Below are 15,921 nucleotides of genomic sequence, written 5' to 3' on the forward strand. Positions count from 1 at the left end.
GATCAGTGAAGAGACATTCTTTGAACATCAGGCGAACCCCACTTGGGTTCCAATCTAGCGATCTACAGATGAAAAAAAGCTCATCATTTCTGATGAGCTTTCTTAAGGTGGTCGGTGAAGAGGGATTCGAACCCCCGACCCTCTGGTCCCAAACCAGATGCGCTACCAAGCTGCGCTATTCACCGAGACGTTTCGCTTGATTTCTCAAACTGGAAACTTCAAAGAAGCTACCAAAATTAATGGGGTGGCTAACGAGATTCGAACTCGCGACCACCGGAATCACAATCCAGGGCTCTACCAACTGAGCTATAGCCACCACTAATTTTTTATATAACCGCTTAAAAGCGATTATTGAAATAGTGGTCGGTGAAGAGGGATTCGAACCCCCGACCCTCTGGTCCCAAACCAGATGCGCTACCAAGCTGCGCTATTCACCGACTAATTTTGTATCGACTCTTGGGAAGAATGAATCAACACTGGAAGCCGAAGCTACCGATATTTTGTAAAGAAAGAATGGGGTGGCTAACGAGATTCGAACTCGCGACCACCGGAATCACAATCCAGGGCTCTACCAACTGAGCTATAGCCACCATAATTTCTTTTCTGCCAATTTCTCGCTTACCGAAGTAAGTGACCGGATGGCGCGCCTGAAAGGATTCGAACCTTCGGCCTTTGGCTCCGGAGGCCAACGCTCTATCCAGCTGAGCTACAGGCGCATGCCCTGTCGGCGGAGTGGAATAATACGTATATCACCCAATGCCGTCTAGTACTTTTTTAACTTTTTTTTCTGTTTGGTCTCTTTTTCGACAGTTAATATGTGATAAACCCCTTATTTGAGTACTACAACCTGCCACAGCTTATAAGTTGTTGTTTATTGCAACAACTTATCGGGATATAATCACCCATTATTTACATTGGTTTAACAGTTGCTCTTTGCTGGTTAAAGCCAAAACACCCTTCCAACACTATAAATTGGTAAGCATGTACTTACCTTGGGAATGTAAAGTGAGTTTAATGGATATGTCTCGTCGAATTTTAAGCGTTGTCATCGCAGTTTTAACCTTTTCAACTGGCGCAATGGCTGCAGGCCTTAGCGAAGCGGAGCAAGATGCAATTGCTGAACGCATCAAACCAGTTGGCCAAGTTTACCTAGTCGGCAGCGAGCCAGTAGCCGCAGAACCAACAGGCCCTCGTGATGGCGCAGCAGTTTACGGTACCTTTTGTATCGCTTGTCACGCATCTGGCGTAAGTGGCGCACCTAAAACAGGTGATGCTGGTGACTGGGGTCCTCGTATTGCTCAAGGTCGCGACATCCTAGCTGACCACGCAATCAACGGTTTCAATGCGATGCCTGCGAAAGGTTCATGTATGGACTGTTCAGACGACGAAATCAAAGATGCTATCGAGCACATGATTGCCGGTCTGTAATTTACCGATCTGTAATTAAAAATGCCAGATTCAAAAAAGGTGACCTCATGGTCACCTTTTTATTGGCTTCTATATGGTGTTAATTAAGTAGAGAGTTACTTCTTATTGAACATCGCACGAATGTTAGCAATGTGCGCCTGCCCTTTCTCCATTCGCTCTTCAGCGGACTGTGGCTTCTTCACGCTTTCCCACTCCACATCACCATGTGGCAGTTCATCTAAGAAGCGGCTTTGTGTTGGCTTAATCAACTCGCCATACTGACGACGTTCACGACACTTAGTAAAGGTCAGCTCTTTCTGAGCTCGAGTAATCCCTACATACATCAGACGACGCTCTTCTTCTACGTTACCTTCATCGACACTGGTTTGGTGCGGCAAGATACCCTCTTCAGCACCCATCAGAAATACATACGGAAACTCTAGGCCTTTCGATGCGTGCAATGTCATTAATTGAACTTGATCTGCATCGTCATCATCTTCACCTCGTTCCATCATGTCGCGCAGCGTTAAACGTTGAACCACCTCGCGTAGGGTTTTCTCTTCTTTGTCGTAGTTGTCACCCTCAAGATCGGCCACAATCCAACTATAAAGATCAGAAACGTTCTTCATTCGCATTTCAGCAGCTTTCGGGCTCGCAGAGGTTTCGTATAACCAATCTTCATAGTTAATATCACGAACCAAAGAACGAACAGCCTCAACCGTATTACCACGTTCAGCATTATCCGAGATACGAACAATCCAATCACCGAATCGGCGCAGGTTTTCTAAACCACGCCCCGTCAGCGTTTGCTCTAAGCCCATTTCAAAGCTTGCTTCAAACAAGCTTTTACCACGCATGTTGGCGTAGCTGCCTAATTTCTCAAGCGTCACCGGACCAATCTCACGACGCGGTGTGTTTACAATACGTAGGAAGGCGTTGTCATCATCTGGGTTCACCAACACACGCAGGTAAGCCATGATGTCTTTAATTTCTGCTCTGGCGAAGAAAGAGGTGCCGCCGGAGATCTTGTAAGGCACGCGGTTCTGCATCAGCGCTTTTTCAATCAAGCGCGATTGATGGTTACCACGGTAAAGCACTGCGTAATCTTTATATTCAGTACGGTTCAAAAACTTATGAGCGATGATCTCACCGGTAATACGCTCGGCCTCATGCTCTTCATTCTTAGCATTCAGTACCTTGAGCTTTTCACCGTCTGGGATCTCTGAGAACAGTGACTTTTCATAAACGTGTGGGTTGTTGGCGATCAAGATGTTCGCCGCACGTAAGATTCGACTGGTTGAACGATAGTTTTGCTCTAGTTTGATCAAGCGTAGGTTCGGGTAGTCCTCACCAAGCAGCACCAAGTTTTGCGGTTTTGCACCACGCCATGAATAGATAGATTGGTCGTCATCACCTACCACCGTCAAGCGGCCGCGCTCTCCAACAAGCAAGCGAACCAGTTCATATTGGCTGGTGTTGGTATCTTGGTATTCATCCACCAATAAGTAGCGAATACGCGACTGCCAACGCTCGCGTACTTCTTGATTGGTTTTGAGCAGTAATACCGGCATCGCAATCAAATCATCAAAGTCGAGTGCGTTATAGGCCTTCATCTGTTTTTGGTACATCTCAAAACAGAATGCAAAAAGCTGTTCTTGTTCGCCTTGAGCTCGAGCTTTCGCCTGATCTGGCGTCAGCATGTCATTCTTCCAATTCGAAATCGCACTCATCAATGCACGCAATAAATCCTTATCGCCATCAATTTGTCTTTCAGTTAACTCTTTTAACAGAGCTAACTGGTCTTGATCATCAAATAGAGAAAAACCCGCTTTCAAACCCAGTGCTTTATATTCACGACGAATGATAGTTAAACCCATGGTGTGAAACGTTGAAACGATCAGACCTTTCGACTCACCTTTACCAAGAGTTTGTCCAACACGCTCTTTCATCTCACGTGCCGCTTTATTGGTAAAGGTTACCGCAGCAATATTACGCGCCTTATAGCCACACTCTTGAACCAAGTAAGCGATCTTATTCGTGATAACACGTGTTTTACCGGATCCAGCGCCCGCTAATACTAAGCAGGGGCCCGAAACATATTTCACGGCTTCATCTTGTCTTGGGTTCAGTTTCATTTGGTTCTCAATTTGGTCTAGAGGAGCGAATTAAATTGCGCGCCTATAATAATGCTGCAACACCTCGAATGCTACGTTCTCTTATACAAGATTTTTACGCTGCATGTGTAAAACTTTGTTGCACATGTGTGTGGTTCTTAGGCTATAATGAATGAACGTTCATTCACTGGTGATAGAATAATGACAACTCATGCACCTCAGGATAAACGCCAACAAATACTTTCTGCCGCTGAAAAGCTCATTGCCGAGGTCGGCTTTCAAGGCCTTTCAATGCAAAAATTAGCCAAAGAGGCGGGGGTTGCTGCAGGCACTATCTACCGCTACTTCGATGATAAAGACCACTTGATAGATGATGTTCGAGTGCTCGTGACTCAAAGAGTAGCTGATGCTGTTCAAGAAGGGGTTAATGATTCGGATCCAATAAAGCAACGCTATAGAACCATGTGGCTCAACATATGGAACTTAGCAGGAACGAACTTAGCGGCGATCAAAAATCGGGTTCAGTATGACTCACTACCCATAACAAATAGCCTAAACTTCAGGGAACTAGAACGTAAAATGTTTGCCCAAGTTGAGCTGCTATTTAATGAGGGTAAAGAGCAAGGATTGTTTAAACCACTTGATAATGAAGTACTAAGTGGCTTGAGCTTAGCAGCTAGTGTATCTCTAGCGCGAAAGCATTCTTTAGGATTTTACCAACTCGACGAGGCTGCACTAGAAGCTGCAATTGAAGCCAGTTGGGACGCAATAATTAAACACTAGATCGGAGTTTTGACCATAATGAAAAAGTGGACTTTCTTCATGTTACTCATCGCTGTACTACTTTTCGGCAGCGTTATTGGGTTCAACATGTTCAAACAACAAAAAATTGCTGAGTATATGGCCAACCGCCCTGAACCAGAGTTTCCAGTAACAGTGACTGAAGTTCAGCCGATCGACTGGGTTCCAGTGATTGAAGCTATCGGCTTCATCGAACCTAACCAAGGTGTGACACTAGCTAATGAAACTAGCGGTGTTATTGACCAAATCTCTTTTGGTTCAGGAACTGACGTTAAAAATGACCAACTTCTTGTTCGTCTTGATTCTGGCGTAGAAAAAGCCAACTTAAAGAGTTCTGAAGCTCGCCTGCCTGCGGCAAAAGCAAAATACAAACGCTACCAAGGCCTGTTTAAGAAAGGCTCTATTTCAAAAGAAGCATACGATGAAGCAGAGGCAAACTACTACTCTCTATCTGCTGACATTGAAAGCTTAAAAGCATCGATCGAGCGCCGTGAAATTCGTGCACCATTCGACGGTACTGTTGGTATTCGTAACGTATACCTAGGTCAATACCTGCAATCGGGTACAGATATCGTTCGTTTAGAAGATACCAGTGTAATGCGCCTTCGCTTCACGGTTTCTCAAACCGACATCTCTCGTATCAATGTAGGCCAAGCTGTCGACATCTTTGTTGATGCTTACCCAGAAACACCGTTTGAAGGCTCCATTAGTGCAATTGAACCCGCTGTTAGCATCCAAAGTGGTCTTATCCAAGTTCAAGCAGATATTCCAAACAATGATGGCAAACTTCGTAGCGGCATGTTCGCTCGCGCTAACATCATTCTGCCTAAACTAGAGAATCAAGTAACTCTGCCTCAAACAGCGATTACTTTCACTCTATACGGTGACAATGTTTACATCCTGACTGAAGAAGACGGCGTTCAGCGTGTTGCTCAACACGTCGTGAAAGTTGGTGAACGCACAGCAGATATCGCGCACATCCTTGAAGGCGTTAAAGCTGGCGATACGGTTGTAACTTCTGGCCAAGTACGTCTAAGTAACGGCGCCAAAGTTAAGGTTGTTGAAAGTGATGCAATCACTCCACCATCTGAAACACCTAAGCTGTAACTGGAGGCACAATGCGCTTTACTGATGTTTTTATTAAACGTCCAGTTCTAGCGGTATCCATCAGCTTTTTGATTGCGCTGCTTGGCTTACAAGCAATTTTCAAAATGCAGGTGCGTGAATACCCTGAAATGACGAATACCGTAGTAACCGTAACCACGAGTTACTACGGTGCAAGTGCCGATCTTATCCAAGGCTTTATCACCCAACCCCTCGAACAGGCTGTGGCGCAAGCGGATAACATCGACTATATGACTTCCTCTTCTGTACTCGGTAGCTCGACGATTACGGTGAACATGAAGTTGAACACCGACCCGAATGCAGCGCTGTCTGACATACTGGCCAAGACAAACTCGGTGCGTTCTCAGCTTCCAAAAGAAGCGGAAGATCCAACCGTAACCATGTCGACTGGTTCAACAACAGCTGTACTCTACATTGGTTTTACTAGTGATGAGTTGGTGTCGAGCCAAATTACCGATTATCTAGAGCGTGTAATTAACCCGCAGCTATTTACGGTAAATGGTGTATCGAAAGTTGACCTATACGGTGGCATGAAATACGCACTACGCGTATGGCTAGACCCGTCAAAAATGGCTGCAGTTAACCTAACTGCTAGTGATGTAATGACGGTATTGAATGCCAACAACTACCAATCGGCTACAGGTCAAGCAACCGGCGAGTTTGTTCTTTATAACGGCAGTGCCGACACGCAAGTATCGAACACTGAAGAATTAGAGAACTTAGTCGTTAGAAGTGGTGAAGGTGAGATTATTCGTCTGTCTGACATCGCTAAGGTTTCTCTAGAGAAAAGCCACGACGTTTACCGTGCAAGTGCAAACGGTCAGGAAGCGGTTGTTGCTGCGATCAATGCGGCACCAAGTGCCAACCCAATCAACATCGCTGCAGATGTACTTGAGCTTCTTCCTCAACTAGAGAAGAACCTACCAAGCAACATCTCTATGAACGTAATGTACGATTCAACTATTGCTATTAACGAGTCAATTCAAGAGGTTATCAAGACAATCCTTGAAGCTGCATTAATCGTATTGATCGTAATCACCTTGTTCTTAGGTTCATTCCGAGCGGTACTGATTCCTATCGTTACTATCCCACTGTCTTTGATTGGTGTGGCAATGGTAATGCAGGCAATGGGTTTCTCTTGGAACCTGATGACACTCCTGGCAATGGTACTCGCCATCGGCTTAGTGGTAGATGATGCGATCGTAGTACTTGAGAACGTCGACCGGCACATCAAGCTCGGGGAGTCCCCTTTCCGTGCGGCAATTATCGGTACCCGTGAAATTGCGGTCCCTGTTATCGCAATGACACTAACGCTAGGTGCGGTATATGCTCCAATCGCAATGATGGGTGGTATCACAGGCTCGCTATTTAAAGAGTTTGCGTTAACCCTAGCAGGTTCGGTTTTCGTGTCAGGTATTGTGGCACTTACGCTATCGCCAATGATGTGTTCAAAAATGCTGAAAGCTCACGCTGAGCCAAGCAAGTTTGAACAGAAAGTTCATGGTGTACTGGATGGTATGACTAACCGTTACGAGCGTATGCTTGGCGCGGTAATGCAGCATCGTCCAGTATTCATTGGCTTTGCTATCATCGTATTTGCAAGTTTGCCGATGTTATTCAAGTTCATCCCTAGTGAATTAGCACCTTCAGAAGATAAGGGTGTAATCATGCTAATGGGTACGGCACCTTCGAATGCGAACTTAGACTTCATGCAAAATACCATGAACGACGTAAACACAATTCTGTCTGACCAGCCAGAAGTAGCGTACGCGCAGGTGTTTACTGGTGTTCCTAATGCAAACCAAGCGTTTGGTATTGCATCTATGGTTCCATGGAGTGAGCGTGAAGCAAGCCAATCAGAAGTAGCAAACCGCGTTGGTGGTTTGGTGAAAGATGTTCCTGGAATGGCGGTAACAGCGTTCCAAATGCCAGAACTACCAGGTGCAGGTTCAGGCCTTCCAATTCAGTTTGTCATTACAACGCCAAACAGTTTTGAAAGCTTGTTCCAAATCACCACTGATATTCTGGCTGATGTATCTTCAAACCCACTGTTTGTATATTCAGATCTCGACCTGAACTACGACTCAGCAACCATGAAGATCAACATCGACAAGGATAAAGCAGGCGCATACGGTGTGACCATGCAAGATATCGGTATCACGCTAGGTACCATGATGTCAGATGGCTACGTCAACCGTATTGACTTGAATGGACGTTCTTACGAGGTAATTCCTCAGGTTGAACGTAAATTCCGTTTGAACCCAGAGTCGATGAACAACTACTACGTTCGAGCAGCTGATGGTAACGCCGTTCCACTAGGCAGTTTAATTACGATTGATGTTGTGGCAGAACCTCGTTCTCTTCCTCACTTCAACCAATTGAACTCAGCGACGATTGGTGCGGTACCTGCACCAGGTGCGGCAATGGGTGATGCAATTGCTTGGTTTGAAGATACAGCAGCAAATAAACTACCAAGTGGCTACAACCACGATTACATGGGTGAAGCGCGCCAATACGTAACTGAAGGTAGCGCACTTTACGCGACCTTTGGTCTAGCACTGGCTATCATCTTCTTGGTACTTGCGATTCAATTCGAATCTCTTAAGGATCCATTGGTTATCATGGTATCTGTACCACTGGCGATCTGTGGTGCTCTAATAGCTCTAGCTTGGGGTGCGGCAACGATGAACATCTACTCGCAGGTAGGTTTGATCACCTTGGTTGGTCTGATTACCAAACACGGTATCTTGATCTGTGAAGTTGCAAAAGAAGAGCAGCTACATCATCACAAGACTCGTATCGAAGCGGTAATGGAAGCTGCGAAGGTTCGTCTTCGTCCAATCCTGATGACAACGGCGGCGATGATCGCAGGTCTAATCCCACTGATGTACGCAAGTGGTGCGGGTGCGGCTCAGCGCTTTAGTATTGGTATCGTAATCGTTGCTGGTTTAGCGATTGGTACTCTCTTCACGCTATTTGTACTGCCCGTGATTTACAGCTACCTGGCTGAAAAACACAAACCTCTACCTGTATTTGTTGAAGACAAAGACCTAGAAAAGCTAGCTCGTGTCGATGAAGCAAAAGCGGCACACAGAGAATTAGCTGATAATAAGTAATCGCTAAGTCGTATTAACAATAAAAAGGCTACTTCGGTGGCCTTTTTTTATACGCCATAGGCGACATCTCAAGTGTGATTAAATAGAATAGTAGTAAATATTCAGGAGTTTTAATTGATATGTTTGATCCAAAAAAATTAGAGCAGATTGCTAAGCAGATCCACGATTCTATGCCTCAACCAGTAAAAGAGCTTGGTTCAGACGTAGACCAAAAAGTTCGCCAGGTTATCCAAGGCCAGCTAAACAAGCTAGACGTTGTGAGCCGTGAAGAGTTTGATGTTCAAACACAAGTACTGCTTCGCACTCGCCAAAAGCTAACTGAAATGGAACAGAAGCTAGCAGATCTAGAAGCTAAGTTTGCTGACAAGTAAGTTATCAGCGAAAAACATAGAAGGGTTGACGTGAAAACGTCAGCCCTTTTTTATGCGAGCGAGAATAATAAGGAGAGATTCCCGGCCACGTTTCTTCGCCACTTTCAGGAATGACTTAGTTTAAAAGCTATCGTCCTCTGGTACGCAAAACATTCTCGACTTCCACCTCTGAAAAACAAAAAAGGCTTGGTCAACGGCGACCAAGCCTTTTCATTAGATGTTGTGTTGCTTATTCATAACTCCAACCTGTAAGGAGTTATTGATACTGCTTTGCTTTTTCTACAAATTCGCAATATCTAATCTAAGCGACGAATTAACCGCCTACAGCGATACGTTTCATGTCGCTCATGTAGCTACGTAGCTCTTCACCAATGTACTCTACAGGGTGGTTACGGATAGCTTCGTTAACTTCGATTAGTTTAGCGTTATCTACTTGGTTAGATGTTTCACCTAGACCACGACCGATTACGTCAGTTGCAACTGAAGGCATGAACTTCTCACGTAATAGCGGTGTTGCTACGTTAGCGAATAGGTAGTTACCGTACTCAGCTGTATCAGAGATTACTACGTTCATTTCGTACAGACGCTTACGAGCAACTGTGTTTGCGATTAGTGGAAGCTCATGTAGAGATTCGTAGTAAGCAGACTCATCGATGATACCTGATGCAGTCATAGCTTCGAATGCTAGCTCAACACCGGCACGAACCATAGCAACCATAAGAATACCGTTATCGAAGTACTCTTGCTCTGAGATTTCTACGTCAGAAGCTGGGTAGTTTTCGAATGCAGTTTCGCCTGTTTCTTCACGCCAGCCTAGTAGGTTCACATCATCGTTCGCCCAGTCAGCCATCATAGTGCTAGAGAAATGACCAGAAATGATGTCATCCATATGCTTGTTGTAAAGCGGACGCATTAGGTCTTTAAGCTCTTCCGAAAGCTCAAACGCTTTAACTTTAGCTGGGTTAGATAGACGATCCATCATGTGAGTTACGCCACCGAACTTAAGTGCTTCAGTGATTGTTTCCCAACCGTATTGTAGAAGCTTGCCTGCGTAACCTGGTTCAATGCCGTCAGCAATCATCTTCTCGTAAGATACGATAGAACCTGCTTGTAGCATGCCACAAAGGATAGTTTGCTCGCCCATAAGGTCAGATTTAACTTCCGCTACGAAAGAAGACTCTAGGCAACCTGCACGGTGACCACCGGTACCAGCAGCCCAAGCTTTAGCGATATCCCAGCCTTCGCCTTTAGGGTCATTTTCTGGGTGAACAGCGATCAGTGTTGGTACACCGAAACCACGCTTGTACTCTTCGCGAACTTCAGAACCAGGACACTTAGGTGCAACCATTACTACCGTAAGGTCAGAACGTAATTGCATGCCTTCTTCAACAACGTTAAAGCCGTGAGAGTAACCAAGTGCAGCGCCTTCTTTCATTAGAGGCATTACAGTTTCAACAACGTTTGTGTGTTGCTTGTCTGGAGTCAGGTTGATTACTAGGTCTGCTTGAGGGATTAGTGTTTCGTAGCTACCCACAACAAAGCCGTTCTCATCAGCATTTTTGAATGATTGACGCTTCTCGTCAATTGCCGCTTGGCGTAGGGCGTAAGATACGTCTAGACCAGAATCACGCATGTTTAGACCTTGGTTTAGGCCTTGAGCACCACAACCAACAATTACGATTTTCTTACCTTCAAGATATTCAGCTTCTGTCGCAAATTCTTCACGATCCATAAAGCGGCAACGACCTAATTGGTCTAGTTGTTCACGAAGGTTTAATGTATTGAAATAGTTAGCCATTCTAGGGCACTCCTTTAAAAATAAGTCCGTAAGGTCGATATTTCTCTATCGAATGACTTCATACTAAAACAGACACTCCGTTGCTGAAAGTGATATATTCACAATTAGTTATTGCAATAAATGCAACATGGAAACGATCGCAGAACATGAACATAAAATCTCTACAATTATTTATACATTTATGTGACAGCAAGAGTTTCAGTAAAACCGCTGCTGCTATGCATGTCAGCCCTTCAGCGCTGAGCCGTCAGATACAAAAGCTTGAAGAGGAAACGGGACAAGAGCTGCTTATCAGAGACAACCGCAGTGTTGATCTGACCCCAGCAGGTAAACATCTATTACCTGTGGCATTGAACATCGTTGGCGAATGGCAACAATATAACCTTCATCTGAAGGGCGGAGAACAAGAGCTTAAAGGTGAAATACGTATATTTTGTTCTGTGACAGCTAGCTACAGTCACCTACCTGAACTCATAACCGAATTTAGGGCTATTCATCCGTATATTGAATTTAAGCTCTCTACTGGCGATCCGGCTCAATCCATCGACAAGATCTTAAATGATGAGGCGGATATCGCGATCTCTGCAAAGCCAGACATCCTTCCTTCAAGGCTAGAATTCGAGACCATCAGCGATATACCACTTTCCGTTATCATCCCATCAGGAGTGAGTAGCTTTAGCCAACAACTACAATCTGATAAACCAAACTGGAATGAAGTACCTTTTATCATCCCAGAAGCAGGAACGGCCCGAGAGCGTGCAAACGCATGGTTCAAAAAGATGAAGATAAAACCCAATATTTACGCTCAGGTTTCAGGGCATGAGGCAATCGTGAGCATGGTTGCCCTTGGTTGTGGGGTTGGTATCGCGCCAGATGTGGTCATTAACAACAGTCCAGTAAGAGATAAAGTAGACCGTTTAAAGATAGAACCCATCAAACCGTTTGAATTGGGTGTATGTTGTAAGCGAGCACAATTAGATAACCCTCTAATTCGAGCGTTCTGGCAAGTTGCAGAAGGGAAATATTTAACAGACTAATAGTCGTTATTTTCAATACAAAAGAGGGAAGAGCACGTCAGTGCTCTTCCCTCTTTTCATTTATGTATATCTCAGATAAGAAAAAAGCCCGCTGATTTCTCAGCGGGCTTTCTAATGGTGGTGGAGGGATAGGGATTTGAACCCTAGAACCGCTATTAACGGTTGCCGGTTTTCAAGACCGGTGCTTTCGACCACTCAGCCATCCCTCCAACAAATTGTCATCAACAGATTAGTACACTGTAGATGTTGTTACATGTATGTACAGGTAACGATACCTTTTTGTCTTCACTTTTAAAAAAGTGAAAATAAATTAAAGCCTGGCGATGTCCTACTCTCACATGGGGAAGCCCCACACTACCATCGGCGCTATTGTGTTTCACTTCTGAGTTCGGCATGGAATCAGGTGGGTCCACAATGCTATGGTCGCCAAGCAAATTTTAAAATTCGGAAAGCTGCTTCTCTATTTAATAGAGCTATAAAAGTTATTCTCTTCAAACTCATTCAAGGTCTGTCTTTGAGTCCACAAAACCCCTTGGGTGTTGTATGGTTAAGCCTCACGGGCAATTAGTACAGGTTAGCTCAATGCCTCGCAGCACTTACACACCCTGCCTATCAACGTCGTAGTCTACGACAACCCTTTAGGACGCTTATAGCGTCAGGGAAAACTCATCTCAAGGCTCGCTTCCCGCTTAGATGCTTTCAGCGGTTATCGATTCCGAACTTAGCTACCGGGCAATGCCATTGGCATGACAACCCGAACACCAGAGGTTCGTCCACTCCGGTCCTCTCGTACTAGGAGCAGCCCCTTTCAATTTTCCAACGCCCACGGCAGATAGGGACCGAACTGTCTCACGACGTTCTAAACCCAGCTCGCGTACCACTTTAAATGGCGAACAGCCATACCCTTGGGACCGACTTCAGCCCCAGGATGTGATGAGCCGACATCGAGGTGCCAAACACCGCCGTCGATATGAACTCTTGGGCGGTATCAGCCTGTTATCCCCGGAGTACCTTTTATCCGTTGAGCGATGGCCCTTCCATTCAGAACCACCGGATCACTATGACCTGCTTTCGCACCTGCTCGAATTGTCATTCTCGCAGTCAAGCGGGCTTATGCCATTGCACTAACCACACGATGTCCAACCGTGTTTAGCCCACCTTCGTGCTCCTCCGTTACTCTTTGGGAGGAGACCGCCCCAGTCAAACTACCCACCAGGCACTGTCCGTAATCCCGATTCAGGGACCAACGTTAGAACATCAAAACTACAAGGGTGGTATTTCAAGGACGACTCCACCACATCTAGCGACGCGGTTTCAAAGTCTCCCACCTATCCTACACATGTAGGTTCAATGTTCAGTGCCAAGCTGTAGTAAAGGTTCACGGGGTCTTTCCGTCTAGCCGCGGGTACACTGCATCTTCACAGCGATTTCAATTTCACTGAGTCTCGGGTGGAGACAGCGTGGCCATCATTACGCCATTCGTGCAGGTCGGAACTTACCCGACAAGGAATTTCGCTACCTTAGGACCGTTATAGTTACGGCCGCCGTTTACCGGGGCTTCGATCAAGAGCTTCGACCGAAGTCTAACCCCATCAATTAACCTTCCGGCACCGGGCAGGCGTCACACCGTATACGTCATCTTACGATTTTGCACAGTGCTGTGTTTTTAATAAACAGTTGCAGCCACCTGGTATCTGCGACTCTCGTCTGCTCCATCCGCAAGGGACTTCACTGATAAGAGCGTACCTTCTCCCGAAGTTACGGTACCATTTTGCCTAGTTCCTTCACCCGAGTTCTCTCAAGCGCCTTGGTATTCTCTACCCGACCACCTGTGTCGGTTTGGGGTACGATTCCTTACAATCTGAAGCTTAGAGGCTTTTCCTGGAAGCATGGCATCAATGACTTCACTACCGTAGTAGCTCGACATCGTATCTCAGCGTTAGTAGCGGTCCGGATTTACCTAAACCACCCGCCTACGTACTTGAACCTGGACAACCGTCGCCAGGCCCACCTAGCCTTCTCCGTCCCCCCATCGCAATTGTAAGAAGTACGGGAATATTAACCCGTTTCCCATCGACTACGCCTTTCGGCCTCGCCTTAGGAGTCGACTTACCCTGCCCCGATTAACGTTGGACAGGAACCCTTGGTCTTCCGGCGAGGGAGTTTTTCACTCCCTTTATCGTTACTCATGTCAGCATTCGCACTTCTGATACCTCCAGCAGCCCTTACAGACCACCTTCAACGGCTTACAGAACGCTCCCCTACCCCACATACCCTAAGGTACGTAGCCGCAGCTTCGGTGTATAGCTTAGCCCCGTTACATCTTCCGCGCAGGCCGACTCGACCAGTGAGCTATTACGCTTTCTTTAAATGATGGCTGCTTCTAAGCCAACATCCTGGCTGTCTGAGCCTTCCCACATCGTTTCCCACTTAGCTATACTTTGGGACCTTAGCTGGCGGTCTGGGTTGTTTCCCTCTCCACGACGGACGTTAGCACCCGCCGTGTGTCTCCCGGATAGTACTTACTGGTATTCGGAGTTTGCAAAGGGTTGGTAAGTCGGGATGACCCCCTAGCCTTAACAGTGCTCTACCCCCAGTAGTATTCGTCCGAGGCGCTACCTAAATAGCTTTCGGGGAGAACCAGCTATCTCCAGGTTTGATTGGCCTTTCACCCCTAGCCACAAGTCATCCGCTAATTTTTCAACATTAGTCGGTTCGGTCCTCCAGTTGATGTTACTCAACCTTCAACCTGCCCATGGCTAGATCACCTGGTTTCGGGTCTAATCCTAGCAACTGTACGCCCAGTTAAGACTCGGTTTCCCTACGGCTCCCCTAAACGGTTAACCTTGCTACTAAAATTAAGTCGCTGACCCATTATACAAAAGGTACGCAGTCACACCACGAAGGTGCTCCTACTGCTTGTACGTACACGGTTTCAGGTTCTATTTCACTCCCCTCACAGGGGTTCTTTTCGCCTTTCCCTCACGGTACTGGTTCACTATCGGTCAGTCAGTAGTATTTAGCCTTGGAGGATGGTCCCCCCATATTCAGACAGGATATCACGTGTCCCGCCCTACTCGTTTTCACTGATGATGAGATGTCGATTACGGGGCTATCACCCTTTATTGCGGCACTTTCCAGAGCCTTCATCTGTCTCATTAAAAGCTTAAGGGCTAATCCAATTTCGCTCGCCGCTACTTTCGGAATCTCGGTTGATTTCTCTTCCTCGGGGTACTTAGATGTTTCAGTTCCCCCGGTTTGCCTCCTGTTGCTATGTATTCACAACAGGATACTTACTTATGTAAGTGGGTTTCCCCATTCAGGAATCCCAGACTCAAAAGGTTATTACTACCTAATCTGGGCTTATCGCAAGTTATTACGCCTTTCATCGCCTCTGACTGCCAAGGCATCCACCGTGTACGCTTAGTCACTTAACCATACAACCCGAAAGGGTCTTATGTATGGCAACTAACCAAGGTTTTTGGTTGTCATCAAGAAGGGTTAATTCTTGATAACTGTTTGCCGGACTCAATGTGATTCAAATAAGTTTGAATCGAATACAAGACACTTGAATGTGTTTGTTGTGTTTATCTAATGAAAGATAAACATTGAGAACTTTTAAATTTGATTGAATTACTCGTAAGTAATCAATCAGTCAGCTTTCCAAATTGTTAAAGAGCATGAGACTTTAAGAACCAGTGTTCTAAAATTCACATTTTCTAAAGACTCTCACAGTCGAAAAATCAAACCAGCGACATAAGAAGTGGTTTGGAGTTTTAACTTCCAAGAATATTTAGAGAATGGTGGGCGATACCGGGCTCGAACCAGTGACCCCCTGCTTGTAAGGCAGGTGCTCTCCCAACTGAGCTAATCGCCCACTAAAAGTTTTAATTCCTTCGTGGAGAAAGAATGGTGGGTCGTGCAGGATTCGAACCTGCGACCAATTGATTAAAAGTCAACTGCTCTACCAACTGAGCTAACGACCCAATGGTATCCCGTAGGGGAGTCGAACCCCTGTTACCGCCGTGAAAGGGCGGTGTCCTAGGCCTCTAGACGAACGGGACACTGCTAATTTATCTCCACTAAAAAAAGTAGAAACAAACTTTGAAGAACTTGGGAGTTCTTCATCTCTTTGCTTTTCTAAACCTAATC

General features: G+C 45.8%; 8 protein-coding genes, 9 tRNA genes and 2 rRNA genes. 6 read left to right on the top strand and 13 right to left on the bottom strand.

From position 1 onward, the window contains the following. Positions 1-108 precede the first annotated feature (108 nt). The 5 genes from AB8613_RS08260 to AB8613_RS08280 all read right to left on the bottom strand — a co-directional run bounded on the left by AB8613_RS08260 (position 109) and on the right by AB8613_RS08280 (position 716). Positions 109-185 (bottom strand) — tRNA-Pro (locus AB8613_RS08260). A gap of 55 nt (positions 186-240) precedes the next feature. Next, positions 241-316: transfer RNA gene (locus tag AB8613_RS08265), tRNA-His, on the bottom strand. A gap of 44 nt (positions 317-360) precedes the next feature. Further along, positions 361-437 (bottom strand) — tRNA-Pro (locus tag AB8613_RS08270). A 77-nt stretch (positions 438-514) separates the two neighbouring features. Then, positions 515-590 (bottom strand) — tRNA-His (locus AB8613_RS08275). A 49-nt stretch (positions 591-639) separates the two neighbouring features. Further along, a tRNA-Arg gene (locus AB8613_RS08280) sits at positions 640-716 on the bottom strand. A 298-nt stretch (positions 717-1,014) separates the two neighbouring features. Here AB8613_RS08280 and AB8613_RS08285 point away from each other — a divergent pair. Further along, positions 1,015-1,428 carry a cytochrome c5 family protein gene (locus AB8613_RS08285; protein WP_017069626.1) on the top strand — a complete coding sequence of 138 codons (414 nt, stop codon included), beginning with the start codon at positions 1,015-1,017 and terminating at the stop codon, positions 1,426-1,428. Between the two features lie 95 nt (positions 1,429-1,523). Here the strand turns inward: AB8613_RS08285 and rep are convergent, their stop codons facing one another. Beyond that, positions 1,524-3,542 (bottom strand): DNA helicase Rep, encoded by a 2,019-nt coding sequence (gene rep, locus AB8613_RS08290; protein ID WP_372383708.1) that lies wholly within the window; start codon positions 3,540-3,542, stop codon positions 1,524-1,526. A gap of 180 nt (positions 3,543-3,722) precedes the next feature. Here rep and AB8613_RS08295 point away from each other — a divergent pair, with 180 nt between their 5' ends. From AB8613_RS08295 to AB8613_RS08310, 4 genes are all read left to right on the top strand, one after another. Further along, complete coding sequence (locus tag AB8613_RS08295) at positions 3,723-4,304, top strand: TetR/AcrR family transcriptional regulator (protein ID WP_010433399.1); 582 nt, start codon at positions 3,723-3,725, stop codon at positions 4,302-4,304. Positions 4,305-4,322: 18 nt separating this feature from the next. Continuing rightward, positions 4,323-5,429, top strand: coding sequence for an efflux RND transporter periplasmic adaptor subunit (locus AB8613_RS08300; RefSeq protein ID WP_060983266.1), 1,107 nt, complete (start codon positions 4,323-4,325; stop codon positions 5,427-5,429). 11 nt (positions 5,430-5,440) lie between these two features. Further along, positions 5,441-8,563, top strand: a complete 3,123-nt coding sequence (locus tag AB8613_RS08305) for a multidrug efflux RND transporter permease subunit (protein ID WP_146491944.1) — start codon at positions 5,441-5,443, stop codon at positions 8,561-8,563. Between the two features lie 119 nt (positions 8,564-8,682). Further along, positions 8,683-8,934, top strand: coding sequence for an accessory factor UbiK family protein (locus tag AB8613_RS08310; protein ID WP_146491943.1), 252 nt, complete (start codon positions 8,683-8,685; stop codon positions 8,932-8,934). Between the two features lie 313 nt (positions 8,935-9,247). Here the strand turns inward: AB8613_RS08310 and ilvC are convergent, their stop codons facing one another. After that, complete coding sequence (ilvC, locus tag AB8613_RS08315; RefSeq protein WP_086711540.1) at positions 9,248-10,732, bottom strand: ketol-acid reductoisomerase; 1,485 nt, start codon at positions 10,730-10,732, stop codon at positions 9,248-9,250. 146 nt (positions 10,733-10,878) lie between these two features. Between ilvC and ilvY the strand changes: the two genes are divergently transcribed. Then, positions 10,879-11,769 (top strand): HTH-type transcriptional activator IlvY, encoded by an 891-nt coding sequence (gene ilvY, locus AB8613_RS08320; protein ID WP_372383709.1) that lies wholly within the window; start codon positions 10,879-10,881, stop codon positions 11,767-11,769. A 118-nt stretch (positions 11,770-11,887) separates the two neighbouring features. On the opposite strand, the gene AB8613_RS08325 is transcribed toward ilvY, so the two are convergent. The 6 genes from AB8613_RS08325 to AB8613_RS08350 all read right to left on the bottom strand — a co-directional run bounded on the left by AB8613_RS08325 (position 11,888) and on the right by AB8613_RS08350 (position 15,833). Beyond that, positions 11,888-11,978 (bottom strand) — tRNA-Ser (locus AB8613_RS08325). A 106-nt stretch (positions 11,979-12,084) separates the two neighbouring features. Beyond that, a 5S ribosomal RNA gene (gene rrf / locus AB8613_RS08330) occupies positions 12,085-12,200 on the bottom strand. 112 nt (positions 12,201-12,312) lie between these two features. Next, positions 12,313-15,206, bottom strand: a 23S ribosomal RNA gene (locus AB8613_RS08335). A 364-nt stretch (positions 15,207-15,570) separates the two neighbouring features. Beyond that, positions 15,571-15,646, bottom strand: a tRNA-Val gene (locus AB8613_RS08340). Between the two features lie 33 nt (positions 15,647-15,679). Beyond that, positions 15,680-15,755, bottom strand: a tRNA-Lys gene (locus AB8613_RS08345). A 2-nt stretch (positions 15,756-15,757) separates the two neighbouring features. Continuing rightward, positions 15,758-15,833 (bottom strand) — tRNA-Glu (locus AB8613_RS08350). Positions 15,834-15,921 lie beyond the last annotated feature (88 nt).

Origin of the sequence: Vibrio sp. BS-M-Sm-2 (assembly GCF_041504345.1) — a bacterium.
GTDB lineage: Bacteria > Pseudomonadota > Gammaproteobacteria > Enterobacterales > Vibrionaceae > Vibrio > Vibrio satsumensis.

What these genes read in the sequence shown, in the direction of transcription:
- ilvC (WP_086711540.1), bottom strand. Translation starts at nt 10,732, where the DNA reads ATGGCTAACTATTTCAATACATTAAACCTTCGTGAACAACTAGACCAA.
- AB8613_RS08295 (WP_010433399.1), top strand. Translation starts at nt 3,723, where the DNA reads ATGACAACTCATGCACCTCAGGATAAACGCCAACAAATACTTTCTGCC.
- ilvY (WP_372383709.1), top strand. Translation starts at nt 10,879, where the DNA reads ATGAACATAAAATCTCTACAATTATTTATACATTTATGTGACAGCAAG.
- AB8613_RS08285 (WP_017069626.1), top strand. Translation starts at nt 1,015, where the DNA reads ATGGATATGTCTCGTCGAATTTTAAGCGTTGTCATCGCAGTTTTAACC.
- AB8613_RS08300 (WP_060983266.1), top strand. Translation starts at nt 4,323, where the DNA reads ATGAAAAAGTGGACTTTCTTCATGTTACTCATCGCTGTACTACTTTTC.
- rep (WP_372383708.1), bottom strand. Translation starts at nt 3,542, where the DNA reads ATGAAACTGAACCCAAGACAAGATGAAGCCGTGAAATATGTTTCGGGC.
- AB8613_RS08310 (WP_146491943.1), top strand. Translation starts at nt 8,683, where the DNA reads ATGTTTGATCCAAAAAAATTAGAGCAGATTGCTAAGCAGATCCACGAT.
- AB8613_RS08305 (WP_146491944.1), top strand. Translation starts at nt 5,441, where the DNA reads ATGCGCTTTACTGATGTTTTTATTAAACGTCCAGTTCTAGCGGTATCC.